Source organism: Dyadobacter fermentans DSM 18053, assembly GCF_000023125.1.
Taxonomy (GTDB): Bacteria; Bacteroidota; Bacteroidia; order Cytophagales; family Spirosomataceae; genus Dyadobacter; species Dyadobacter fermentans.
This window is the reverse complement of sequence record NC_013037.1, coordinates 4,835,951-4,859,939: the sequence shown is the minus strand read 5'-3', so window position 1 is coordinate 4,859,939 and position 23,989 is coordinate 4,835,951. Positions and strand designations below refer to the sequence as shown.

The following is a 23,989-nucleotide window of genomic DNA, read 5'->3' as shown; positions in this document are numbered from 1 at the left end:
TATTCAGCGCAAAAAGTAGTAGTTTTGCGCACCCTTTTGGAATATACCAGTTCCATTTACCAATCCATTGCTGTAAGATGCTACTGAGCGAACAGGAAATACTGCGCCGTCAAAAGCGCGAAGAACTCATGCGGATGGGCATTGAGCCTTACCCTGCCGAGGAATTTATCGTGAACGCCTACGCGGCCGACATCCTTAAAAACTACGAAAACAACAAGATCGACTATAAACACGTGACCATGGCCGGCCGGCTGATGGGCTTCCGCATTATGGGAAGCGCCGCTTTCGCCGAGTTCCAGGACAGCACGGGACGCGTTCAACTTTACTTCCGCCGCGACGACCTCTGCCCCGGCGAAGACAAGACATTATATAATACTGTTTTCAAAAAGCTGCTCGATATCGGTGACATGATCGCCGTTACGGGCTTTGTATTTACTACCCAAACCGGCGAAATCTCGGTTCACGTGCAGGAATTCAAGATCCTGAACAAATCGCTCCGCCCGCTGCCGGTGGTGAAGCGTGACGAGGACGGCAATGTACACGACGGATTCACCGACCCCGAACTGCGTTACCGCCAACGTTACGTGGACCTAATCGTTAACCCCGAGGTGCGCGAGATATTTATCAAACGGGCCCGGATCATCACCACCATGCGTTCGCATTTTGATTCGAACGGCTGGCTGGAAGTGGAAACGCCGGTGCTGCAATCGATCCACGGCGGTGCGGCTGCAAGGCCTTTCACCACGCACCACAATGCGCTCGACCTGGGCTTGTACCTGCGTATCGCGACGGAGCTGCATTTGAAACGGCTCATTGTAGGCGGTTTTGAAGGCGTGTATGAGTTTGGCAAACTGTTCCGTAATGAAGGAATGGACCGCACGCACAACCCCGAGTTTACGACCGTGGAGCTCTATGTGGCTTACAAGGATTACCTCTGGATGATGAAAATGACCGAGGAGGTGCTCGAAAAGGTGGCCCTGGCCGTGAATGGCACCACCAAAGCCACTTTCAATGGCGTGGAGCTCGATTTTGCAGGCCCTTACCCAAGGCTCAGCATTACAGATGCGATCAAGCAATTTACTGGCCTGGATGTGGAGGCGCTCGACGAAGTGGCGATCCGCGAACAATGCCGTGCATGGGGCATGGAGGTGAACGAAAGCATGGGCAAAGGCAAGCTGATCGACGAAATTTTCGGTGAGAAAGTGGAATCGAACATTATCCAGCCTACGTTCATCATCGACCACCCGGTTGAAATGTCGCCGCTGACGAAGAAACACCGCACCAAAAAAGGCATGGTAGAGCGTTTCGAGCTGTTTGTGAATGGCCGCGAGATCGCCAATGCCTATTCTGAGCTCAATGACCCTATCGAGCAGAAAGAGCGTTTCGAAGACCAGCTCCGACTGAAAGAGAAGGGCGACGACGAGGCCATGGAAATGGACGACGACTTCATCCGCTCACTGGAATACGGCATGCCTCCGACTGCCGGAATCGGGATCGGCATTGACCGCCTCACGATGTTGCTGACGGACAATGTGAGCATTCAGGAAGTGATCTTCTTCCCGCAAATGCGTCCGGAGAAGAAAGCGGAAATCGCGAAAGAATCGGACTACGTAGAAGCCGGCGTGCCGGCGGTATGGGTGCCCGCATTGCAGAAAATGAATATACTGACGATCGAGCAACTGAAAGGCGCCAATGCAAACAAGATCTTTAATGACCTGGGCGGGATGCGCAAGAAGCTCAAAATAGAAGAGAAAATGCCGCAGCTGGACGATATAAAGTCCTGGGTGGAATAAGGTTATAAATTAAAAATGCCGCTAGACCAGCGGCATTTTTAATTTCTCTTGCAAAAAAAATACAACTATATCTTTTTCACCTGCACAGCGTTGAGCCCTTTTTTTCCTTCAACGACTTCGTATTCTACTTGGTCGTTTTCACGGATAGTAAGTCCTCCCAATCCTGTCACATGCACAAAAATGTCCTTTTTTGTGTCGTCTTCCACGATGAAGCCGTATCCCTTAGCTTCATTGAAAAATTTTACAGTACCTGTTGGCATAATAGTTGAAATAAAAAAATTGAAATAAGGTGAAAATACAGAAGATATGTAGGCGTTTCAGTTAAAAGTCGAAATGGCTCTACCAAATAATTGAGGGAGGCTCAACGCATTAGCAAAAGAAATTTTGGAAATTTTCCCGAAGACATCTTGATTATAATGAACAACTTACAAAATCTTCAATCACAAAGAAACAAAAATTGTTTGTAAAACAATTTATTTGATTAAAGAATTTGAAAATTTAACGAGCAAGCGGTATTTTGCCTTTTTGGCTTATTTAAAGCAAAAATCACACCGCTTAATTGCATATCACGGCGAAAATCGCTAATTATGAGGCAATTATCTAGATACAGGTATGAACAAGTTTAGGTATTTCGTTGAGAACCAAATATTTGGCGTTTGTGCAGAACTGGGAGAAAAGCTCAACTTCCCGGCCAGCAGCATCCGGAAATACTTCATTTACGCCACATTCATGACCTTCGGCTCACCGATCATTCTCTATCTGGTATTGGCTTTCTGGATGGAGCTGCACCAGCATTGGCGCAGGCATAACAGTCCTACAATCTGGGAGCTTTGATGGGCTCAATGCCGGTAAGCTTGCCAAACTTGTGCTTTCCAAGCACGAAATATTCCCAAACAACACTTCTGTAATATAGCGGCGCGCGGTAACGGGTTCGTTGCGTTTTGCGCGTGAGCTCGGGGATCATCGCGTAAAAGGCGAAATGCGCGCGCACGATGGCCAAAACGTCGGGCCATGCACCGGTAGCCATAAACCGAACGCTCGAAAGGCCGTCGAGGATCAGCCTGATCAATATCGTTTTCCACCTCCGGCCTTTCGGCAGGTTTTTGTAAAGCATGATCAGGTTGTTGCGGTAGTTCAGGAAAGTTTTCCGCGGGTTAGATTTGTGCAGCGTGCCTCCGCCGACATGGTAAACCGTCGATTTCCCGCAATAGGTAATGCGGTAACGCATATTAAGTAACCGCCAGCAGAGGTCGATCTCCTCCATATGTGCGAAAAACGATTCGTCGAAGCCTGCGGCGGCGTGGAATGCCGATGACCGCACGAACAAGCAGGCTCCTGTGGCCCAAAAAACGTCCTTTTCATCGTCGTACTGTCCCAGGTCTTCCTCCCTGGTGTCGAAAATTCGGCCGCGGCAGAATGGGTAGCCCAGGTAATCCATGTAACCGCCCGCGGCTCCCGCATATTCGAAGTGCGTAGGCAGATCGTAAGCGCGTATTTTCGGTTGGCAAGCCGCAATCAGCGGATCCGACTCCATGAATGCGATCACCGGGGCGATCCAGTTCCCGGTCACTTCAATGTCTGAATTCAGCAGAATGTAATAGTCGGCCTGGATACGGCGCAGCGCGTCATTATAACCTCCCGCATAGCCTTTGTTTTCATTGATAATGAGCGTTTTAAGCTCAGGATAATGGGTTTTCAGCCAATCGAGCGACTGGTCTGTGGAGGCGTTATCGGCAATCCAGATCGCATGATCTCCGGAGTGTTCGATGACTTTGGGAAGGAATTTTTCGAGATAATGCTGACCGTTATAATTCAGGATTACAATCGCAACAGAGGGAGCCATTGGGTATTCGGTTATTTCATAAAGCCGCCCAAATCCAGCCCTGGAATGTTAGGAAGCACTCCATCCGTTGCCTTTTGCAGATGTTGTTGAATTTTGGATTCGATATTCTCATTGGCTTTGTTCACGGCCGCAACAATGAGATCTTGCAGCATTTCCTTATCGTCGGAATTAATGAGGTCCTTATCAATGTCCAGGGTAAGCAGCTTTCTCTTTCCATCAACCGTAGCTTTCACCATTCCCCCACCTGATTCGGCGGTTTCGGTAATGTGAACAAGCTGTTCCTGTGCTTCTTTCATACGCGACTGGATGTCCTTCATTTTGCCCATGAGGCCCATCATGTCCGCCATATTTCCAAACATAGCTGTACTAATTAAGTTTAAACCTTGAAAAAACTTATTTTACGGAAATAGTTCCTCACCGTAAAAGCATAAAAGTACCGCTTTTTTCAACAGTTTGATTGATGTCGTCGACGAAAGTCATCTTGTAGAAGTAATAACCCACCGGCGCATTGGTCCCATCAACGGTTCCGTCCCAGCCTTTCGCAATGTCATCGGAATGGAAAACGACCACGCCCCAACGGTTCATGACCGAAAATTTGAAAGACTGCAATTGCTCCGATTTGGCTTCGAGAATATCGTTAAAACCGTCTCCATTGGGCGTAAAAGCATCGGGGACAAACACGCCTGCATTGCGCCGGTAGTTGACAATATTGGACAAACTTTCAAAATCGCCATCCTGCGACGTTGCCTTAATCAGAAAATTATATTCCAGGTCGCTTTGGTTATTGAGCTTCACGGTGTAGCTCGTGCTCTTTTGCACCGGAATGTCCTCCGAATTACCACTCGACCCGGTCTGGACGACCGTGTAACCTTCCGTGCCGCCGAGGATCGGGTTTTCCCCCGTCCAGTTAAGGGTTGTCAGATTTTTACTGAGCAGAATAGTGCAGATCGGTTCGGAGGCCGGCACTTTCTGGCCGCAGGAGTTTTCGTAGCTCATGCGGTAGCAGTAGGAAAGTTCGCTGGTTTTAGCAGCATCGTCGATGTACTCGCTCTGATTGTAAAGCGTGATGATCTTCTTAAACAATGTGCTGCCAGCCTCGGCGCGTTCGATCGATAATTGAAACGTCGTGTTGGGCCCGGCTCCGGGAACATCCGCCTTAATAGCAATGCTGCTCGCATCAAGAACCGACACAGAGCCCCCCGCAAGTGGCTTTGCACTGCCTGTTTCCACTCTTAGACCTACGGGAGCAGAGGTGGAAGTGGCGTTCTTTAATTTCGCTACTATTTGATATTCAGTAAACGTTCCGCATTCCACATCCGAATCGGTGTAAGATGTTTCTCCGAGTGAAGTGAAGCTTTTGATAACATTGCCATCGCGTAGCAAATCGTAGCCCTCAAACTGCGCTGCATCGGGATATTGATTCCATTTCAGATTATTTGCACCGTCAGTGGAAGTTCCCGAGAGAGTCATGGTGCTCAGTGGCTGTGTGAGCGTGCTTCCTGCACAAAGATCTTCTGAGGATAGCCTCACTTTGTAAACTTGTGCGGTGTTCTGGCCTTTGATATCGTAAGGCTGCGTACCGCCGGACGACCTCGTGCCATGCGCAGCAAAATTGGTTCCATCAGAACTGAATTGAATCTGCGTTGGAATACCCGCCACTCCGAGGTAAATCAAACGAATCGTTCCATCTCCCCTCATCTCCACGCTCGACATTTGGATTGCATTTAGTTGAGGTCTTTCAAAACTTATTGGCAGGTTGGCGGTAATTCCCTTGGCACATGGCTTTCCTGCCGCATATAAACCTGTTATCGATACCGTTGGAGCATTTGACACGTTTGCATAGTTATGCTCAAAAATCAATGCCCCGCCTTTATTCCATATCGAAGTCTCGCCATCCCCCCATTTGATTTCGACCTGGTCGTACGCTTTCAGAACCACGTTATCCACCAATGTCAATACAACTTTCCCACCTCCGCAGGACGAGTATTGAGCCGTTACTCCCCTGGTGTCGTAAACGGTTGCGCGATTACATTTATATGCAATCGTCCCGTTTGAGAGGAATGCTTTCTGAAGAATCAAAAAGGATCCGGGAACACTATATTGATAGGATGCGAGATTTCCAGAATATCCGGGATTAGCCTGACCTCTGTAATCAAGATTATACTGTAAATCAATTGTGTTATTCGTCTGATTGGTAATTTTCACATTCAAAGGAGCACAGCCTTCGGAAGGAGCAATTGAAAACGCCCCGCCTCCATTATCACAAAGGCCTTGTGCAAATACAGATGCTGGAAAAGACGAAAAGAGTAGTCCAAGACAAAGAAGAGGTAGTGTTATTCTCATAAGTGTGGCAATATTTAACCCTGAGCTTTTTTCAAAGACGATAGATAAACGATAAGTTTTTGGGAAATCGTAACGAATTTAAAAATGCGATAGCAAAAATAAGCTATTTAGGGGTGGCTATAATGCGTACCTATTAAACGGGATTATTAAAAAAGTATTATCCCATTGATTGTCGTATTGGAAAAATCCTATCTTATTAGCATAAAGCTACCATTTTTGACGACCGTCTGGCCGGTAGCATTTGTCGCTTCAATCTTGTAGAGGTAATAACCGCCCGGCGCTTCGCCCGTTTTGAAATTGCCGTCCCAGCCTTCGGTGATATCTTTCGTATGGTAAATCACTTCGCCCCAGCGACTGAAAATCGACATGCTGAATTCTTTGACAAAATAAGCCTTCACCTCGAACCGCTCGTTATAAGCATCCCCGTTCGGCGTGAATGCGTCGGGTACGAGGATAATCGCTTCGCTCCTGAAATTGAGCAAATTGGACAAACTTGTAAAATTGCCATCCGCAGATTTCGCTTCAACACGGTAGCCGAAATCCGATTGCGATGCCAGATCGAGCGTATGATTAGTGGACGTTCCTTTTGAAATGACGTTGATCAGGCTGCCGCCTTCGTCAACCTGCTGCAAATCATAGGTCCCGACAGCACTGAGGAAAGGCGCTTCGCCATTCCAGACAATGTCGGGAGTGCGGGTGGTGAGCAAAATGGAGCAAACCGGCGCGCTGAACGACGGCGATTTCATCTTGCAGGCATTCTCATATTGGAACCGGTAGCAATATGAATTTTGAGAAGTACTCACATTCGCATCGTCCCATTGCAGGCTCTGGTTGTTAGCCGGCGACACCACTTCAAAGCTCCCCGATCCCAGCAATGCGCGTTCCACGATCAGATTATAGGCGCTCGTAAGCCCTTCGCCCGAGAGCTCCACCTTGGTTCCGATGGTGTTATTGTCTTTCACCGTCACCACTGCATTGGTAATATCTCCGGGGGCGGAAGTCTTGGGTTCCAGACTAATGGGGGCGGAATAGGAACGTACATCGTTTTCAATGATCGCCACAATTTCGTACTGGTAGGTGTTGCCGCATTTGACGCCGGTATCTTCATACGAGCGTTTGTCGGGCGTCGTGAAAATCACCGCACCGTCCCTTTTGAGCTGATATTCTACCAAACCATCGGTATTCGTTTCGTTTTCCCATTCCATGGAAATGATCTCATCCAGCGACAAACCGCCCTGCTTGATCGCTATGCTGCTCACAATCGGGCTTTTAACCACATTTCCGCAAATGTCCGTCGACCAGAGCTGGAAGCGGTACACGAGTTTCGGGTCCAGTAGCGGCACTGTTACCGATTGCGCGCCGCCGGTTTGGCCGGTTTTATTGGTAAAAATAAAATCGCCGTTACCCAACGCGATGTAAACCTTGGTCTCGATTCCTTCCATCCCGTCGTAAATCACCTTCGCGTCGCCGTTGGCGGGCATTTCTACGCTTCGTATGCGGATAGCGGCCAATGACTGCGGCGCGCCGGCCGTAAGTGTAGTCGCGTTTACTTCCGCCGCACAAGTGCTATTGGCGTAAGAACCTTTTAATGTAATGGCAGGAATATTGCCCGCAGCGGCGTAAGTATGTTCGAAAAACGCAGCCGTGCTTGTTTTCAGGTTCACATTCTCGCTTTTCCCGTCGCCCCAGTTGATCGTTACGGCGTCATAGGCTTTCGTAATGGCATCGTCTCCGAGCGTAACCCGCACTTTTCCGCTGGAACAAGCGATGAGTTCGGCTTTGGGACCGCGGGTTTCTTTCACAGTCACTTCCTTACATTCACTGAAACCCGTGCCGCCGGCGCTGCCGTATTGAAGGATGGTGTATGTGCCGGGGGTATTGTAGGTATGTGTTAATGCATAGGAACGGTCCGCCGGGGCGGGTGGATTGTTACTGTTTCGATCGAAATCATAGGAATACGTAACATTCACTCCATTGGTCATCTGGCTCTCAATATCGACCTTCATCGGTGCGCAGCCTACCTCGGGCGTTACCGTGAAAGCGCCCGTTGTGCCGCAAAAACTCTGTGTAGCTCCCGTCCTCGCGCTGCTGCCCTGACCTGAAACTTCTTGCTTAAAAAGCGAAAAAATGCCCAACAAAAATAGGATCAGTAGCTTATGTTTCATAGTGAGTAAAGTAGGTCGCGAGGTACGCTAATGCAGGTCCGGACTGGTGAAACGGATCATGCAAATCCATTGTTCAATTTGTAACGGACGTTCAAAAATAGAACTTTCGACATTATCAACGTACCTTTACGAAGTAAAAACGAGTTTTAGTTTAAAACTATTTTTTCATTAACCCGATTAATGAGTAACCATATCAACCCGATTGCGCTGGACTCTATCGAAGACGCCATTGAAGCAATCAAAAAAGGTGAACTTATCATCGTTGTAGATGATGAGGACCGTGAAAACGAAGGTGATTTTATCTGCGCTGCCGAACTGGTAACGCCGGAAATAGTCAATTTTATGGCCAGGGAAGGCCGCGGGCTTATCTGCGTGCCCATTACCGAAGAGCGCTGCGCCGAACTGGAACTCGAAATGATGGTGGGTAACAACACCGCCCTGCACGAAACCGCGTTCACCGTTTCGGTTGACTTGCTCGGGCATGGCTGCACCACCGGCATTTCCGCCAGCGACCGTTCGAAAACCATTCAGGCGCTTGTAAGCAAGGAAACGAAGCCGACCGACCTCGGCCGGCCGGGACATATCTTCCCATTGAAAGCGAAAAGAGGCGGAGTGCTCCGCCGCACGGGGCACACCGAAGCGGCGATCGACTTTCCGCGTCTCGCGGGATTGTCTCCGGCGGGGGTTTTGGTCGAAATTTTAAATGAAGATGGTTCCATGGCGCGCCTGCCTCAGCTGCGCGAGATCGCCAACCGGTTTAATCTGAAACTGGTCAGCATCAAAGACCTGATCGAATACCGCCTGCGCGAAGAATCGCTGATCAAACGTGAGATCGGCGTCGATATGCCCACCAAATGGGGCCATTTCGACCTGATCGCTTACCGTCAGATCAACACCGGCGACCTGCACCTGGCATTGGTGAAAGGCACGTGGGAGAAGGATGAGCCTGTGCTCGTACGCGTACATTCTTCATGCGTAACCGGCGATATTTTCGGCTCCTGCCGCTGCGATTGCGGTCCGCAACTGCACGCTGCCATGGAGATGGTGGACAAAGCCGGCAAAGGCGTGATCGTTTACATGAACCAGGAAGGTCGTGGAATTGGCCTTTTGAACAAACTCAGGGCTTATAAATTGCAGGAAATGGGCCGCGACACCGTGGAGGCCAACCTCGAACTGGGCTTCCCGATGGACGACCGCGACTATGGTGTGGGTGCACAGATCCTCCGCGACCTGGAACTGACCAAGATCAAACTCATTTCCAACAACCCGAAAAAACGTGCCGGACTGATCGGTTACGGCCTCGAAATCGTGGACTCGGTGGGGATCGAGATTCCTGCGAACCCGTATAATGAAAAATACCTGCTCACGAAACGTGACAAAATGGGTCACAATCTGAGCAATCTGTCAACCATAGTGGGCCACAGCAAAGGACTATGACGATCCAACGCGTCACTTCCGACGACGATATTCTCAAATGTCGCGGCGCCATTCAGGCGCTGCGGCCATTGCTGACCGATGACGTTTACACCGACGCCGTGAAGCAAACCCTCGCCGACAACCGGCAAATCATATTCATCGAAGACGGCAGCCCAGACGCCGCCGCAGTAGCCGTTTTTGAAACCGGTTACAATCTTTTTCGTGGAAAATACATCTACATCGACGATCTTTCGACTTTGCCGACGCAGCGTGGGAAAGGTTACGCAGGCCAGCTGCTCGACTGGATCGCCGACTACGCCCGAACAGAGGGATTCGACGAAATCCACCTCGATTCCGGCGTAAATGCAGCCCGGACGGACGCGCACCGGCTTTATCTCAATAAAAGATTTCAGGTTGCCAGCCTGCATTTCGTTGCTAAGGTCTGATTTTTTACACCAGATTGCCGGCAATTTTAGCACATAACTACATGACAATCGATCAGGTTTTTGAAGCATTTGATACCCTTCGTGTACTGGTAATCGGCGATGTGATGCTCGATTCCTATGTTTGGGGAAAAGTTGAAAGAATATCGCCGGAGGCTCCTGTACCGGTGGTGAATGTTCAAAAAAGAGAATACCGGCTGGGCGGCGCCGGCAATGTACTGCTTAACGTACAATCGCTTGGAGCAGAGGCCATTATTTGCTCGGTAATCGGCACCGACGGCCCCGGCGACCTGCTCGAAAACAGCCTGAAAGAAAAAGGACTGAACTGTGAAGGCCTGATCCGCAGCGACGACCGCATTACCACGATCAAAGAACGAATTATCGCTGGTTCCCAGCAGGTTGTGCGCATTGATACGGAAACAGATAAGCCTGTTTCAAAATCAGAAACCGAAAAACTGGTCGCGAAAGCCAAGGAGCTGATTCCTTCCTGCCAGGTGATCATTTTTGAAGATTACGACAAAGGCGTACTTACGCCCGAATCCATCGCCGAAGTCACGGCATTTGCCAACGAGCACAACGTTCCGACCGTTGTAGACCCCAAAAAGCGCAATTTCCTTGCCTATAACCACGTCACACTGTTCAAACCAAACCTGAAAGAGCTTCGTGAAGGTTTAAAAGTGGATTTCAATGTGGATAACCTTGACGAGCTGAAAGCGACCGTGCAGCACTTGAAAGATTCGCTGCAAGCCAAAGGCGCATTGATCACGCTTTCGGAAAGAGGCGTTTTCATTGATTTTAATGAAGAAACCCACAAACTGCCGGCGCACATCCGCCAAATCGCCGACGTTTCCGGCGCGGGCGACACCGTGATCAGCATTGCGGCCTGCTGTGTCGCATTGAAATTGCCTGCCAAAAGCGTGGCGGCCATTTCGAACCTCGGCGGCGGGCTTGTATGTGAAATGGTGGGTGTAGTACCGATTGATAAGGCCTTGTTGAAATCGGAAGCCAAAAAGCTGGTTTGATGGCTGGCCAGGCGCTTACAGAACTCCCATTTTCCGTTACCAGATTCCCCCTTCGCCCAGGCTCATCCTGCGCATGAATTTGGAAGAAAACTTCGATCTGCTCGTAATGTAGCGCACGCTCGCGCCTATGTAAGGCGTGGTCGCGGGGGTGTACGAAGTGAGGTTTTCCCGCGCGCTGTTGAAGGTGCGCAACTGGCGAAATGTGGTCACACCCGCCTCCACCGACACATTCAGCACTGAAAACAAATGCGCATTAGCGGCCACGCCGGTTTTAATCTGCCGGTAATTTTCGCGCCGTAACGCCTTCTCTTCCGGCGTCTGCACCTGGAAACCGCCGCTATAACCGTTCAATCCGGCCAGAAAATCCACGTTAAACCATTTCGTAGCCTTGTAATTCGCATTCACCATAAAAGGCAGCAATGCCGACACGCGCCAGCGCTTGCCTAACCCCTTATTCACCCCAAACACCGGAATGAACCGCAGCTTCTGGTTATAAGCCAGCACAGAGCCATACATAAACTGCGTGCGAAGCCCGAGCACGTGCATTCGCGCAGCGCCTCCCCAAAAGAATGGCTGCGGGCTGAAAAACGTTTCGTTGCTCTCCGTCATCCCCAATCCGCCGCCATACACCCAAAGCCGGTCCTTGATACTGGCCTGCAAACGGATCACGCCGAGAGATAACGTTTTATAGCCGTTTGCTGGATCATTCTTGCCATCAAAAGTCGGCTGGATCTGTGTGTACTGCGCCAGCGCCACGGTATGCACCGCCCGTAAATCAAACTTCTTTCTCAAACTGTAACCGAGCTGCACCTCGCTTTGAAGCGGGATAATTCCAAAAAAACCCGTCCGGGAAACACCATAATCCCGCGTTCCATCCAGGCTCGAAGGCACATTATAATCCGCTTTGAGCGTCAGATTGGGATAAAAAAGGCGGCTTAGTGAAAAATGCTGGGCTTTTGCCGAAACGGTCAGGCCGAGTAGCAGACAGGTTAACAGGTTGCGCGAGTTAGCCATGCAGGAAGTCAGGGGGATGCGTTAAAATGTTGGCAAATAACGCGGAAAGTCTGGGGCTATTGTGTAATCGGTTAGATCAGAAGTGTGATAAAAAGTTTGTTGATTTACAGATTGTATTGAGAAAAATATAACATGCTATGTTCAAATTCCCTTCGCTAAAAACATTGAGCGATAGTTTGGTCGAGACAATTTTGCGTTATAAATGGGCCACGTTCATTGCGCTGGTTAAGTCAATTCTTCTCATCTGGCTCACCGAAATTCCTTACACGGATGGAGCAGCCCGAAGCCAACTGACACGATTATCCTTCATTGCAACGCTGGCATTGCCGTTAGCGCTGGCGATTCGGTTATCAGAGGAAAGGCAGCAGTGGAAAAGTTATCTCCGCCCCACGCTCATTAGCCTTGCAGCCATTCTGCTTACCGCTTACTACTTCACGCTCGATACCGAACCGAATCAAACCGACACATACCGGTTTTTAATGCTGCTCGCAGGAGCACATTTGGTGGTTTCGTATGCCCCGTTTATCGGTACGAGCGACAAGGAGAATTTCTGGCAATTCAACAAAACGCTTTTCCTGCAATTTTTGAACGCGTCGCTGTATGCGGGCACGCTCTACATTGGCCTGCTCATCGCGGTCCAGACGGTTAAGTATCTCTTCAATATCAATTACAAGTTTAACATCGAGCTAGACCTGCTCATCGTCGTTTCCAGCTTCTTCCACACCGTCTTCTTTTTGAGTAAAATTCCAGCACCTGCCGACTTTAAAAACGACTATCCAGTTGGATTGAAGGTTTTTACCCAGTATGTGCTTCTACCATTGGAAGTAGTGTACCTGGCCATCATCTACACTTATTTAGGGAAGATTATGTTTCAATGGAAGCTTCCCGAGGGAGGAGTGGCATACCTGGTACTCGCATTTTCCGTCGCTGGGATTTTTGCTTTGCTCTTGCTTTATCCTCTACGCCAAAGTATGACCGAGCGGTGGGTAAGCATTTTCAGCCGGCGCTATTACGTCGCATTGGTGCCGCTGATCGTGCTGCTTTTCATTGGCATATTCCGGCGAATCATTGATTATGGCATTACTGAGAACCGGTATATTGTTGCCGTGCTGGCATTCTGGCTGGCGGGAATTACCCTTTACTTCCTCTCCGGCAAGCGCGACGACATCCGGTGGATCCCTGTCACGCTGTCTATCTTGTGTTTTTTACTGCCGATTGGCCCGTGGAATATTTTTGTGGTGGCAAAAAATAGTCAGTTAAAACGCTTTGAAGCGATTTTGGTACGAAACCAGATTCTTGATTCAAGGCATCAAATTGCTCGTCAAAAAACAGTGCCCAAGCAAGACAAAGATCAACTTGTTTCCATCATCGGATTTTTCAGAAATCGCGAGTTGCGTGGCCTGGAACCCTACTTCGCCGGATTTAAGCAAAAGGACAGAAGCGATTACCAGTACTACGCATCAATGGAATCTTCCCTGGATAAGTTTGTCATATCAGATAAAAAAGAAAACTCCGGACTGTTCACAAACCACTCTTCCCAATTTGCTAAAAATGCAGCCGGAATATCCTTAGCTGGCTTCGACCATGCGCTATTCATTGATGCCAGCGAGGACAAGGTCATCAGCGACGGGCATGTTGAGCTCAAAATCGAGCAGGATGGCAAGATGTGGGCGCTGACACGGGATAAAAAGAAAGTTACCGTTTGGAATGTATCGGACCGGGTGAATGCGTTGCACGCAGCGTATGGAACGCATGCCATGGATGTGCCGCAAGATTCGCTTGTACTTTTCCACGGAAGCTATAAGCTGGTATTCCGGTCCATTTCGTCCAGCAACAACAGTTACTTTTATGGCAACGGCGTTTTGTTTTATAGGTAGCATTTTCGATTTTGTTCAAATAGCCCGAAACCACACTTTCGCTGTATAAACCCAGACTTCCAGCTTCATCCAAGCAAAATTTTGGTTATGAAAAAACTGCTATTCCTGCTAGCCATTCTTCCTTCCATGTCTGCATTTGCACAAACCGAACCTACTTACGCCGAAAAGCTTGGGTATCCGAAAGGCAAAAAAGTCCTCATTATCCACGTCGACGATGTGGGCATGTCGTACGAATCCAATCAGGGCGCTATCCGGGCTATTCGCGAGGGTGTTGCTAATTCGTTGAGCGTGATGATGCCTTGCGGCTGGGTGCCCGGTTTTGTGCATTATTGGAAAGAGAATAAGGATATCGACGCCGGGTTGCATTTAACCATGACTTCCGAATGGAAAGATTACCGCTGGGGCCCGCTGGCCGGCAAAACGAATGTAAAAGGCCTCACCGACTCTGAGGGCGCATTGTGGCGAAGCGTGGCGGATGTGGTGAAAAACGCTTCGCCGGACGAAGTAGAAACTGAAATCCGCGCACAACTGGAACGCGCCCGCACAATGGGCTTCGAGCCCACGCACCTCGATTCGCATATGGGCACGCTCTTCGCGACGCCGGAGTTTTTGGAAAGGTATTTGAAAGTCGGAATGCAGGAAAAAATCCCCGTCATGTTCCCCGGCGGGCACAATACGGCCATTCGCGGCGAAGAAAAAATGATCGACAAGCAATTCGAAATGACCCAGAAAGTAGGAAAACAACTCTGGGAAGCCGGCCTGCCCGTCCTCGACGACCTCGAAAACAGCAGCTACGGCTGGAAAGGCCCTGCAAACGGCGACAAATCCGAAAAAGCATTACAGCAATACAAAACCGCCAAATACATCGAAGCGATCGGCAAGCTGAAACCCGGCCTCACGATGGTGATCATGCATTGCACGATCCACACCGAAGTTTTCCCCCACATCTCCGACTCCTGGCCCACCCGCGAAGGCGATTTCCTGGCCATGATCGATCCGCAATTGCGGAAGTATATTGAGAAAGAAGGCATTGTGCTGACGACCTGGCGGGAGGCGATGCAGCGCCGACAGAAGGTGAAGTAATCAGCTTCGTTCTTGTTCCTCCCAAATCCGCTGTAATTCCTCCAAATCGGCAAGGTCCTTTTTCCTTGCCGTTGCCTTCTTCTCGATGATAAGGTCGTGCAGTTGAATGATTCTGAAAGGCACACCATCGTAGTCTGCGATGAGTGCGCGGTTGTGGCATTGTTCGAAATCAGTTGCTGCAAATGCTTTAAGCGAATGCCCCAAATCGAATTCAAAACCCGATTTCCCAAACCTTACAGATGTCCAGTCGAAAATGAGCGGCATCGTTCTTAAAAGCTCAGCGCCTATTACTTCATTATCCAGTAGTGCTCCTACAAATGCCTCAGTGTTTTCGTGCGTGTTCCCGATCCACAGGTCCATATCTAATGTTGTACGGATATGGCCGTGTACCACGCCCGCCATTCCTCCGACCAGCAAATATTTTACCTGGTGCTCGTTTAAGCTTCTTAAAAGCTGTAAAACGTCTTCGCTGCTAATGTCCATCGAATGCTGATTTTTATTTCTTGGATTCGAACGATATAGCTTGCCTGCAACGCCGTTCAAGTGAATCAGCGCTTCCAGATTTTCGGAATATGACCTGGTTAATGCGTTTGCAGACATAGGAAGTTGAGAACTGTTATGAATTAAATTTAACCCCAATTTTATTAAACCCCAAAAACAAACAATGCCCGGAATAATTCCCGGGCATTGCCATTATCAACATTCCGACAGCCGAAAGCCGACAGCCGAAGTCTTACATTCTTACAAATCGATCGCCTCACCGTATGCCGCCTCGGTAGCGCCTTTGAGGGCTTCCGACATGGTTGGGTGCGGGTGTACTGAACGCATGATTTCGTGGGAAGTAGTTTCCAGCTTGCGGGCTACTACTACCTCCGCGATCATTTCTGTTACGTTGGCACCGATCATGTGGGCACCGAGGAATTCGCCGTATTTCGCGTCGAAGATTACTTTTACGAAACCGTCGGTAACACCCGCTCCTACCGCCTTACCGGAAGCTTTGAATGGGAATTTGCCAACTTTGATATCGTAACCGGCTTCTTTCGCTTTTTTCTCGGTCAAACCAACCGATGCGATCTCAGGTTGGCAGTAAGTACAGCCCGGGATGTTGCCGTAGTCGAGTGCTTCGGTTTTGTGGCCTGCAATTTTCTCAGCGCAGATGATACCTTCGGCTGTTGCCACGTGCGCCAATGCCTGGCCAGGTGTACAGTCACCGATGGCGTAGAAACCCGGAACGCTGGTTTCGTACCATTCGTTTACGACGATCTTGCCTTTGTCGGTTTTAATGCCGGTTTCTTCCAGACCGATGTTTTCGATATTGGCAACGATACCTGCTGCTGAAAGCACTACATCAACCTCGAAAGTTTTCTCGCCTTCCGGCGTTTTAACGGTCACTTTGCAGCCTTTGCCGCTCGTATCCACTTTCTCAACGGAAGAGTTGACCAAAGTTTCGATGCCGATCTTTTTGTACTGCTTCGCGATCTCTTTTGAAATTTCTTCGTCTTCAACCGGAACCAGATTAGGGAGGAATTCAACGACGGTAACCTTGGTTCCCATTGAGTTATAGACGTAAGCAAACTCCATTCCGATCGCGCCGGAGCCGATTACCAGCAGGGAAGCCGGCTGTTTTTCGAGGCTCATCGCTTTGCGGTATTCGATGATCTTGTCGCCATCCAGTTTGATGTTCGGCAACTCGCGTGCGCGTGCACCCGTTGCAATGATCACCCCTTTTGAAGCGGTATAGTCTGTTTTTTTGCCATCCTTGTCAGTTACTTCAACCGTTTTCTGGCCTTTCACTTTACCGGCACCCATGATGACGTCGATCTTGTTCTTTTTCATCAGGAACGACACGCCTTTGCTCATGGTATCGGCCACGCCGCGGCTGCGTTTGATCACCGCACCGAAATCAGCTGAGTATTCGGCTGCATTGATACCGTAATCTTTCGCATGCTTGATATACTCAAATACCTGAGCACTTTTCAATAGCGCTTTGGTTGGGATACAGCCCCAGTTAAGGCAAATTCCTCCTAAACTTTCTTTTTCAACAATCGCAACTTTAAGTCCTAATTGGGAAGCACGAATGGCTGCGGGATAACCCCCGGGGCCGCTACCAATTACAATCACATCATATGTTTGAGCCATTTTCCGGTATTTTTATTGTACGAAATGGGTTGACAAAATTTTGACGCAAAGTTAAGACGATTTGCCAGAATGCCTACATCTTAAATCCCGCCTATTGATGTGAAACAGACGGTTAATGTGAATTGTTCTACCTTTGTGAGTAAGCGCTTCCGACAGATGTTAATATTTGATGAGAAGCGTAGCCTATTTTTCAACTTAAATTCAAAAAATTCAATGACTGCAGAGCAATTGAAAGACTTGAAAGCCCGTGTAGAGGCTTTGGGGAGGTATCTTTGACTACGCTAACCGGAAACAACAGCTAGGACAACTTGAACAACAGACCGTTCAGCCCGAATTCTGGACCGACTCCGCCCGTGCGGAAAAGGTCATGAAGGAAATCCGTGGACTGAAATTCTGGACCAATGGATACGAGGAACTGGCGCGCCTGCGCGACGATCTGGACACGATCTGGGAATTTTATGAAGCCGACGAAGCCACCGAAGAAGAGGTGGACGAAGAAGGCAAAAAACTCGCCGACAAACTGGACGAAATCGAGTTCAGGAAAATGATGGGCGAAGAAGGCGACGAACTGCCGGCCGTGATCGAGATCAATGCGGGAGCGGGTGGTACGGAATCGCAGGACTGGGCTTCGATGCTCATGCGGATGTACATCATGTGGGCGGAAAAGAATGGCTACAAGGTCCGCCAGGTGGATTTGCAGGATGGCGATGTGGCCGGAGTAAAATCCGTAACCCTCGAAATCGACGGCGAGTATGCTTATGGTAACCTGAAATCGGAGAACGGCGTGCACCGCCTCGTCCGCATTTCACCATTCGACTCGAATGCACGCCGGCACACCTCATTCACGTCGGTGTATGTGTACCCGCTCGCGGACGACAACATCGAGATCGAGGTGAATATGGCCGACATTACCTGGGATACCTACCGCTCGGGCGGCGCCGGTGGCCAGAACGTAAACAAGGTGGAAACCGCAGTACGTCTCCACCACAAGCCATCGGGCATTATTATCGCCTGTCAGCAGGAGCGTTCGCAGCTCATGAACAAAGAAGTCGCGATCCGCTTGCTGAAATCGCGGCTTTACCAAATCGAGCTCGAAAAGCGCAATTCGGCCCGCGCCGAAGTGGAAGCTTCGAAACGCAAAATCGAATGGGGCTCGCAAATCCGCAGCTACGTCCTCGACGACCGCCGCGTAAAAGACCACCGCACCGATTACCAGACTTCGAATACCGAAGCCGTACTGAATGGTGATATCAATGCGTTTATCAAAGCGTATTTGATGGAAGCGTAAAATAAAAGAAGACCTCTCAAGCGGCCTGTTTCAATGAGCAGGGCGTTTGGAGGTCTTCTTGTTTTGGCTTAAATTTAGTCAAGCAATTAAACTTCAATGTGAACTTCAATGTGATATGACTGGGATTAGGTACAATACAGATGCACAGGGGCACAAGACCGAAGTGATTATCGACCTGAAAAAACATGGTGAGATAGTGGAAGATATTCTGGATGCCCTTTTGATCGAAGAGAGGAGAAATGAAGAATCAATTCCCTTTGAAGAGTTTGTGGAACAATTGAAAGCCGAGGGTAAATTTGATGAATGAAACTTACGAAGTCATCATTACTAACTCGGCAAGAAAAGATATTAGAAAACTTTCACCGCTGGAAGTCAAGAAAATAGTCCCCTCCATTCGCTCACTAGCTAATAATCCAAGACCATCGGGTTGTAAAAAATTGGTCAACACACTCAATTCTTATCGTGTCCGCATGGGAAATTACAGGATATTGTACTGCATCGAAGATCGAATCAGAATTGTCGAAGTATCTGCGGTAAAGCACCGCCGCGACGCCTATGAGTGACCATTTTTCCAAAAACTTACCGTACACCCAACTAGGCTCCGGCCCTCATATTCTCCTCGCTTTCCACGGAATTGGGCAAGATGGCTCCTCATGCTTCGCGCCAATGCTCAAATCGCTCGGTCAGCACTACACCATCTACGCATTCGATCTGCCATTTCACGGCCAAAACAGTGACGCTCCGTTTGAAGTCATTTCAAAAACAGCCTGGAAGGTCAGTATTCAATCTTATCTGAGTCAAAACAACATTTCCCGCTTCGATATCGCCGGTTTCAGCATCGGCGGGCGGTTTGCATTGGCCACGCTGGAAGCATTTCCTGAACAAATCGACAATGCATTCCTCATTGCGCCCGACGGCGTAACGGAGCACCCGATGTTCGCGCTGGCGACGCGCATTCCGCCTGCGCGATGGATTTATGGCTGGCTAATGCGGCATCCCAATGTGTTTTTTCCCGGTGTACAGGCGGCGCGGACGTTGAAACTGGCGAGTAAAAGTCTCGTACGGTTCACGCAGCAGGTTTTGAATACCCCTGAAAAACGGCAGACCATTTACCGTTCATGGGTTGCATTCCGGGATTTGCGGTTTGATATTCCGGCATTGGTGAAGGTGGCTAACGCTCATCAGGTGACGATTTACCTTTTTGCGGGCGAATACGATAGTCTGCTGAAACCGAAGGCAGTCAAAAAGTTGGCCGATCTGCTTCCCGAGAATCAATATATAGAACTTAAAAGCGGCCATACCCGCCTGGTGGAACATGCGGCTGCGTGGATTTGCACTTTATTTAAGTAAATTGGGAAGACCTAATCCCGATTTATGGAGCAAACTTTACACAAAGACGACACCGGCTGGCGCCTCAGAGCCATTATCGGCGGATCGGCCGGCAATCTCGTCGAATGGTACGACTGGTACGCCTATTCCGCCTTCTCTCTCTATTTCGCCAATACTTTCTTCCCAGATTCCAATCCCACGGTCCAGCTGATCAATACCGCCGGCATTTTCGCAGTGGGTTTCCTGATGCGGCCGATCGGCGGCTATGTTTTTGGCAAACTGGCCGATAACCGCGGGCGAAAGGTGGCCATGACCGTGTCGGTGCTGCTGATGTCGCTTGGCTCGCTGCTGATTGCATTCCTGCCCGGCTATAACAGCATCGGCGTGGCGGCTCCGCTTCTGCTGCTGCTCGCCCGCTTGCTGCAAGGCCTTAGTGTGGGCGGGGAATATGGTACTTCGGCCACCTACCTCAGCGAGGTGGCTACGGAGGCGAAACGTGGTTTCTTTTCCAGTTTTCAATATGTGACGCTCATTGGCGGACAGCTTATTGCATTGGGTTTGCAACTCATTTTACAAAACATTTTCCTCACCGACCAGCAAATGCACGACTGGGGCTGGCGCATTCCGTTCGTTATCGGAGCATTGCTTTCGCTCGTAGCATTGTACCTCCGCGCGCATCTGAACGAAACCGAAGCATTTCAATCCAAAGATCCCAAAACAAAAAAGGAAGGCTCGCTGAGAGAGCTTATGAAGCATCCGAAGGCCGTGTTGGTGGTCGTGGGGCTTACCGCGGGCGGGACACTCGCATTTTACACCTACACCACATACATGCAGAAGTTCCTTGTGAACACGGTGGGGCTCACAAAGTACCAGTCGACTCTGCTTACTTTTTGCTCTTTGTTCATCTTCGCGGCATTGCAACCCGTTTTCGGGGCGCTCAGCGACCGCATTGGCCGCCGCCCGCTGCTGATAGCATTCGGCGTGCTGGGAACGATTTTTACCTATCCGCTGCTAGCTACGCTCAGCCACACTACAGGCATGTGGCCCGCATTCGGGCTGCTCATGGCCGCGTTGATCATCGTGAGCGGTTATACCTCCATTAATGCCGTGGTGAAAGCCGAACTTTTTCCAGTGGAAGTGCGTGCGCTGGGTGTAGGGCTGCCCTACTCCATTGCGGTGGCCGTGTTTGGCGGCACGGCGGAATACTTTGCATTATGGGCCAAGAATATAGGGCACGAAACCTGGTACTACTGGTATGTGACGGCCTGCATTTTCGCTTCGCTCATTGTTTACATCCGCATGAAGGACACCAAGCACACTTCGCTCATCGAAAAGCATTGATTGTCACTTCGATATGGCTTGAAAAAAGGCCATTTTCTCTTGACATAATCCATTCAAAACATTAACTTTCTTGAAACCAAACTTTGAGAAGTTATGAACATGATGGATCGAATCGAGCATTGGGGCGATACGCATCATCCGGCATGGATGGACATAGTTCGTATCGCTTTGGGAGTATTTTTGTTTGCTAAGGGTATCAGCTTCATTAGCGATACCACCAAGTTGTCTCATCTGGTTACCGGCCTCGACTTTCATTTGTACACCGTCACAGCCGTTCATTACGTAGCTTTCGCGCACATTTTTGGCGGATTTCTCATCGCAATGGGATGCCTGACCAGAATCGCATCCATCATTCAGATCCCGATCCTGCTTACAGCCGTGTTTTTCGTCAATATCCGGATGGGTTTTTCTTATCTCAATTCCGAGCTATGGCTTTCGATGGTCACACTAATGCTGGTGGTAACGTTCGCCATTATCGGCTCCGGGCATTTTTCGATGGATGAATGGATGAAGAACCACGACAAGTAATCAAACCATTTCGGGTGCGGCTTTGTAAAGGTATTTCCGCTTGTATTCCAATGGCGTCATGTCGGTAACCTTCTTGAAATGCCGGTAAAAGTTGGAAACATTGTTGAAGCCGCACTCGAAACAAATCACTTCAGTCGCCATTTTGTCCTCGATCAGAAACCGGCACGCCTGGCTGATCCGAATCTCGACAAGGAAATCATTATATGTTTTCTTGGTCATCAACTTAAAATACCTGCAAAAAGAAGTAATGCCCAGGTTGGCGATCGACGCTACATCCTGCAATGAAATGTCGTTGCGGTAGTTGGAAAGCGTGTAAGCGTAAATTTTATTTAACCGAAGTGTTTCGGCGTCGTTGGATTTGTAGAATGCGTGCGCCGAAGCGATCGTTTCGTATTCACTTGCTTCCGCAAGAATTTTCAGGATGGATAGCAAGGCGATGAGCCGGTCAAGATTTTCGGCATTTACCGCCGAATGCATCAGGCGGATCACCTTTTCCTTCGCTTCGCCGGTGATCAACAGGCCTCTTTTGGCCCTCTCGTACAATTTCGGGATCTGATACGCCTCCGGCAGCAGCAGCAGCTCGCTCCCCAGGCAGTTGGGCAGGAAGTGAATGATGATCGCCTCCACCGCGGTATTGCTGGCGCCTTCTTCCACAAGCCAGGTGTGTGGCAAGTTCTCGCCGAGCAGTATCAGCTCGCCGTCCGAAAAGTTACTGATATTGTCCCCGACAAACCGCACCCCCTTGCCTTTGACCAGATAATGCAGTTCCAGCTCGGGATGGTAATGCCAAACCGTGCCAAAGCCGGAGTCTTTGTCATGGCGTATGCTGAACGACGTCCTTGAGGGAATCGGGACCTTATGAAAATGCGGTTTCATTTTAAATCAAAGCGGCAGGGTTTAGATCAACTGCCAATGCTCAATTTAAAAGAATTTTTTTTAATTATCCATCCTGCACACTCCATGTAAGTGCAAAAAAATACTATTAAATAAAGTAATACTAATATTACCGGCACGCAAGCACAATACTTAACTGACGCCAAGCGACTGGATCCGATCGAAATACTGCTTTCGGGCCACGGGGTCGGCATACCTTTTCATTTCGCCGAAAATCTGGTCTTTGAGGCTGCTGAACAGGTACGATTGAAAGTTTCCCTCCGCCCGCAGGTCAAGACGGTCATTCCAGATCTTGTTAAAAACGGAATCGATGACATGCTCCGCCTCCGTCTCGTCCTTCAACAGAACGGAGCAAAATTTGAATGCCGGGACGTGGAAATACGAACGTAGTTGCGTAAATGCCGCCTCGTCACCCTGGGTTACCCGATCCAAAATTTGTTGATTAGGGAAAGTCATAGCTCTAAAAATAGGGTTTGGTCCGATGGGTTATTTCAATGGTATTTCAAGCGTCTTTTTGAATACGCTCGCAATACCCAGCTCCGCCTGAATCCTGTCCACATCATCGAGCAGCTGATCGGCGCGCTCCTGCAAATCGACCGTCAGCTCACCCACGTCGCGCCGCGTGTAGGTTGAGATGGGGAATCCTCTTTTTTGCAGGCAATATTTAGCGATCGTCGGGTATGCCGAATGCACGATGTCCATCGAGTCGATGAAAAACTGTTGCAGGACTTTCACCTCCTCCTGCTTGTCCTCGTTGTTGTAATTTTCGCAAATCCAGACAATCAGTTCCGGATAAATGTTACCCTGAATGCAGGAAAGCCCCGCAGCCCCGGCATTGAGCGACGCCACGGCGTTCACCATGTAGGCATCATACAGCCCGAAACGGTAACCATCCGCCACAGCAATCCTGCGCACCACCTCGTCGAGGTCCAGGCAAGTGTCTTTGTGGTAAATAATGCGGTTAGAAGGCAGTAATTCCGCCAGCACATCGCTATTGATCAGTCTTTTGTAAGGAACGGGGCATTCGTAGAAACCAAGCGGGATATCGTCCGTCAGACTGATCAGCTCCTTCGCCCGTTGGATAAATACTTCGTCAGTTTCATCCTCGTCGGCCAGCAGTCCGGTAATTACAATCACCGCCTGCACACCGGTATCATATATACGTTTAACGAAGTCCGCCTGATCCGCGATCGGTCCCCCAAACGTGCCGGTGGCTACCACGGGCACCCGTCCGGCCGTGTGTTCCACCACTGTCCGTGTAACGGCCAGCCGCTCTTCCACCGTTAATTCATACATTTCGCTGGAAAGGCAGTTGGCAAACAACCCCGCCGCGCCCGCGTCGAGGTACAGGTCCGTCAATGCTTTCAGGCCTTCGTAATCCACCTCCCCCGAATCCAGGAAAGGGGTAAGCATGACGGGAATGAAGCCTTGCGGCAACGACACGGAGGAAGACGTTACAGATGACATCGTA

At 49.5% G+C, this 23,989-nt stretch carries 24 protein-coding genes; 13 read left to right on the top strand and 11 right to left on the bottom strand.

Annotated features, from left to right (window positions below; translation table 11 throughout):
- Positions 1-77 precede the first annotated feature (77 nt).
- Positions 78-1,793: a lysine--tRNA ligase gene (gene lysS / locus DFER_RS19940; RefSeq protein WP_015813456.1), complete on the top strand. Its 1,716-nt coding sequence runs from the start codon at positions 78-80 to the stop codon at positions 1,791-1,793.
- A gap of 65 nt (positions 1,794-1,858) precedes the next feature.
- Here lysS and DFER_RS19935 read toward each other — a convergent pair whose 3' ends face one another.
- Positions 1,859-2,053, bottom strand: coding sequence for a cold-shock protein (locus DFER_RS19935; RefSeq protein WP_015813455.1), 195 nt, complete (start codon positions 2,051-2,053; stop codon positions 1,859-1,861).
- A gap of 352 nt (positions 2,054-2,405) precedes the next feature.
- On the opposite strand from DFER_RS19935, the gene DFER_RS19930 reads away from it, so the two are divergent.
- A complete protein-coding gene (locus DFER_RS19930) occupies positions 2,406-2,627 on the top strand; it encodes a PspC domain-containing protein (RefSeq protein WP_015813454.1) in 222 nt (73 codons plus the stop codon).
- Here DFER_RS19930 and DFER_RS19925 read toward each other — a convergent pair.
- From DFER_RS19925 to DFER_RS19910, 4 genes are all read right to left on the bottom strand, one after another.
- A complete protein-coding gene (locus tag DFER_RS19925) occupies positions 2,608-3,636 on the bottom strand; it encodes a glycosyltransferase family 2 protein (protein WP_015813453.1) in 1,029 nt (342 codons plus the stop codon). The genes DFER_RS19930 and DFER_RS19925 overlap by 20 nt on opposite strands.
- An 11-nt stretch (positions 3,637-3,647) precedes the next feature.
- Positions 3,648-3,995 carry a YbaB/EbfC family nucleoid-associated protein gene (locus DFER_RS19920; protein WP_015813452.1) on the bottom strand — a complete coding sequence of 116 codons (348 nt, stop codon included), beginning with the start codon at positions 3,993-3,995 and terminating at the stop codon, positions 3,648-3,650.
- A 55-nt stretch (positions 3,996-4,050) separates the two neighbouring features.
- Positions 4,051-5,715, bottom strand: a complete 1,665-nt coding sequence (locus tag DFER_RS19915) for a T9SS type B sorting domain-containing protein (RefSeq protein WP_229206057.1) — start codon at positions 5,713-5,715, stop codon at positions 4,051-4,053.
- Between the two features lie 452 nt (positions 5,716-6,167).
- Positions 6,168-8,144, bottom strand: a complete 1,977-nt coding sequence (locus tag DFER_RS19910; RefSeq protein WP_015813450.1) for a T9SS type B sorting domain-containing protein — start codon at positions 8,142-8,144, stop codon at positions 6,168-6,170.
- Positions 8,145-8,324: 180 nt separating this feature from the next.
- Here DFER_RS19910 and DFER_RS19905 point away from each other — a divergent pair, with 180 nt between their 5' ends.
- Genes DFER_RS19905 through DFER_RS19895 form a run of 3 tightly spaced genes read left to right on the top strand, consistent with a single transcriptional unit; the run spans position 8,325 to position 11,025 of the window.
- Positions 8,325-9,581 (top strand): bifunctional 3,4-dihydroxy-2-butanone-4-phosphate synthase/GTP cyclohydrolase II, encoded by a 1,257-nt coding sequence (locus DFER_RS19905; protein WP_015813449.1) that lies wholly within the window; start codon positions 8,325-8,327, stop codon positions 9,579-9,581.
- Positions 9,578-10,006, top strand: coding sequence for a GNAT family N-acetyltransferase (locus tag DFER_RS19900; RefSeq protein WP_015813448.1), 429 nt, complete (start codon positions 9,578-9,580; stop codon positions 10,004-10,006). The genes DFER_RS19905 and DFER_RS19900 overlap by 4 nt, the downstream gene beginning before the upstream one ends.
- Positions 10,007-10,047: 41 nt before the next feature.
- Positions 10,048-11,025, top strand: a complete 978-nt coding sequence (locus DFER_RS19895) for a bifunctional heptose 7-phosphate kinase/heptose 1-phosphate adenyltransferase (RefSeq protein ID WP_015813447.1) — start codon at positions 10,048-10,050, stop codon at positions 11,023-11,025.
- Positions 11,026-11,061: 36 nt separating this feature from the next.
- On the opposite strand, the gene DFER_RS19890 is transcribed toward DFER_RS19895, so the two are convergent.
- Positions 11,062-12,039, bottom strand: a complete 978-nt coding sequence (locus DFER_RS19890; protein WP_015813446.1) for a DUF6268 family outer membrane beta-barrel protein — start codon at positions 12,037-12,039, stop codon at positions 11,062-11,064.
- A gap of 176 nt (positions 12,040-12,215) precedes the next feature.
- On the opposite strand from DFER_RS19890, the gene DFER_RS19885 reads away from it, so the two are divergent.
- Positions 12,216-13,916 (top strand): DUF4153 domain-containing protein, encoded by a 1,701-nt coding sequence (locus DFER_RS19885; RefSeq protein WP_187293397.1) that lies wholly within the window; start codon positions 12,216-12,218, stop codon positions 13,914-13,916.
- An 87-nt stretch (positions 13,917-14,003) separates the two neighbouring features.
- Positions 14,004-14,999, top strand: coding sequence for a polysaccharide deacetylase family protein (locus DFER_RS19880; protein ID WP_015813444.1), 996 nt, complete (start codon positions 14,004-14,006; stop codon positions 14,997-14,999).
- Here DFER_RS19880 and DFER_RS19875 read toward each other — a convergent pair whose 3' ends face one another.
- Complete coding sequence (locus DFER_RS19875) at positions 15,000-15,482, bottom strand: nucleotidyltransferase (protein ID WP_015813443.1); 483 nt, start codon at positions 15,480-15,482, stop codon at positions 15,000-15,002.
- Between the two features lie 258 nt (positions 15,483-15,740).
- The gene (lpdA, locus tag DFER_RS19870) at positions 15,741-17,138 is read right to left on the bottom strand and encodes a dihydrolipoyl dehydrogenase (RefSeq protein WP_015813442.1); all 1,398 of its coding nucleotides are present in this window, start codon (positions 17,136-17,138) and stop codon (positions 15,741-15,743) included.
- A 213-nt stretch (positions 17,139-17,351) separates the two neighbouring features.
- Here lpdA and prfB point away from each other — a divergent pair.
- The 6 genes from prfB to DFER_RS19845 all read left to right on the top strand — a co-directional run bounded on the left by prfB (position 17,352) and on the right by DFER_RS19845 (position 21,624).
- Positions 17,352-18,426 (top strand): peptide chain release factor 2 gene (gene prfB / locus DFER_RS19865; RefSeq protein WP_015813441.1). Its coding sequence is split into 2 segments (ribosomal slippage): positions 17,352-17,411 and positions 17,413-18,426, totalling 1,074 coding nucleotides; the frame shifts between segments, so codons are not numbered across the junction.
- 115 nt (positions 18,427-18,541) lie between these two features.
- Positions 18,542-18,733 carry a hypothetical protein gene (locus DFER_RS19860; protein ID WP_015813440.1) on the top strand — a complete coding sequence of 64 codons (192 nt, stop codon included), beginning with the start codon at positions 18,542-18,544 and terminating at the stop codon, positions 18,731-18,733.
- On the top strand, positions 18,726-18,989 hold the full coding sequence (locus tag DFER_RS30940; protein WP_015813439.1) for a type II toxin-antitoxin system RelE family toxin: 264 nt from the start codon (positions 18,726-18,728) through the stop codon (positions 18,987-18,989). Before DFER_RS19860 ends, DFER_RS30940 begins: the two co-directional genes overlap by 8 nt.
- Complete coding sequence (locus tag DFER_RS19855; RefSeq protein ID WP_015813438.1) at positions 18,982-19,776, top strand: alpha/beta fold hydrolase; 795 nt, start codon at positions 18,982-18,984, stop codon at positions 19,774-19,776. The genes DFER_RS30940 and DFER_RS19855 overlap by 8 nt, the downstream gene beginning before the upstream one ends.
- Positions 19,777-19,800: 24 nt before the next feature.
- On the top strand, positions 19,801-21,096 hold the full coding sequence (locus DFER_RS19850) for an MFS transporter (protein WP_015813437.1): 1,296 nt from the start codon (positions 19,801-19,803) through the stop codon (positions 21,094-21,096).
- A gap of 93 nt (positions 21,097-21,189) precedes the next feature.
- Positions 21,190-21,624 (top strand): DoxX family protein, encoded by a 435-nt coding sequence (locus tag DFER_RS19845; protein WP_015813436.1) that lies wholly within the window; start codon positions 21,190-21,192, stop codon positions 21,622-21,624.
- Here DFER_RS19845 and DFER_RS19840 read toward each other — a convergent pair whose 3' ends face one another.
- The 3 genes from DFER_RS19840 to DFER_RS19830 form a co-directional block, all read right to left on the bottom strand.
- Positions 21,625-22,500, bottom strand: a complete 876-nt coding sequence (locus DFER_RS19840) for an AraC family transcriptional regulator (protein ID WP_015813435.1) — start codon at positions 22,498-22,500, stop codon at positions 21,625-21,627. It lies immediately after the preceding gene.
- 150 nt (positions 22,501-22,650) lie between these two features.
- Entirely contained in the window at positions 22,651-22,950 is a 300-nt protein-coding gene (locus tag DFER_RS19835) for an RNA polymerase sigma factor (protein WP_229206056.1), read from the bottom strand.
- Between the two features lie 54 nt (positions 22,951-23,004).
- Positions 23,005-23,985, bottom strand: coding sequence for a dihydrodipicolinate synthase family protein (locus DFER_RS19830; protein WP_015813433.1), 981 nt, complete (start codon positions 23,983-23,985; stop codon positions 23,005-23,007).
- Positions 23,986-23,989: the final 4 nt, after the last annotated feature.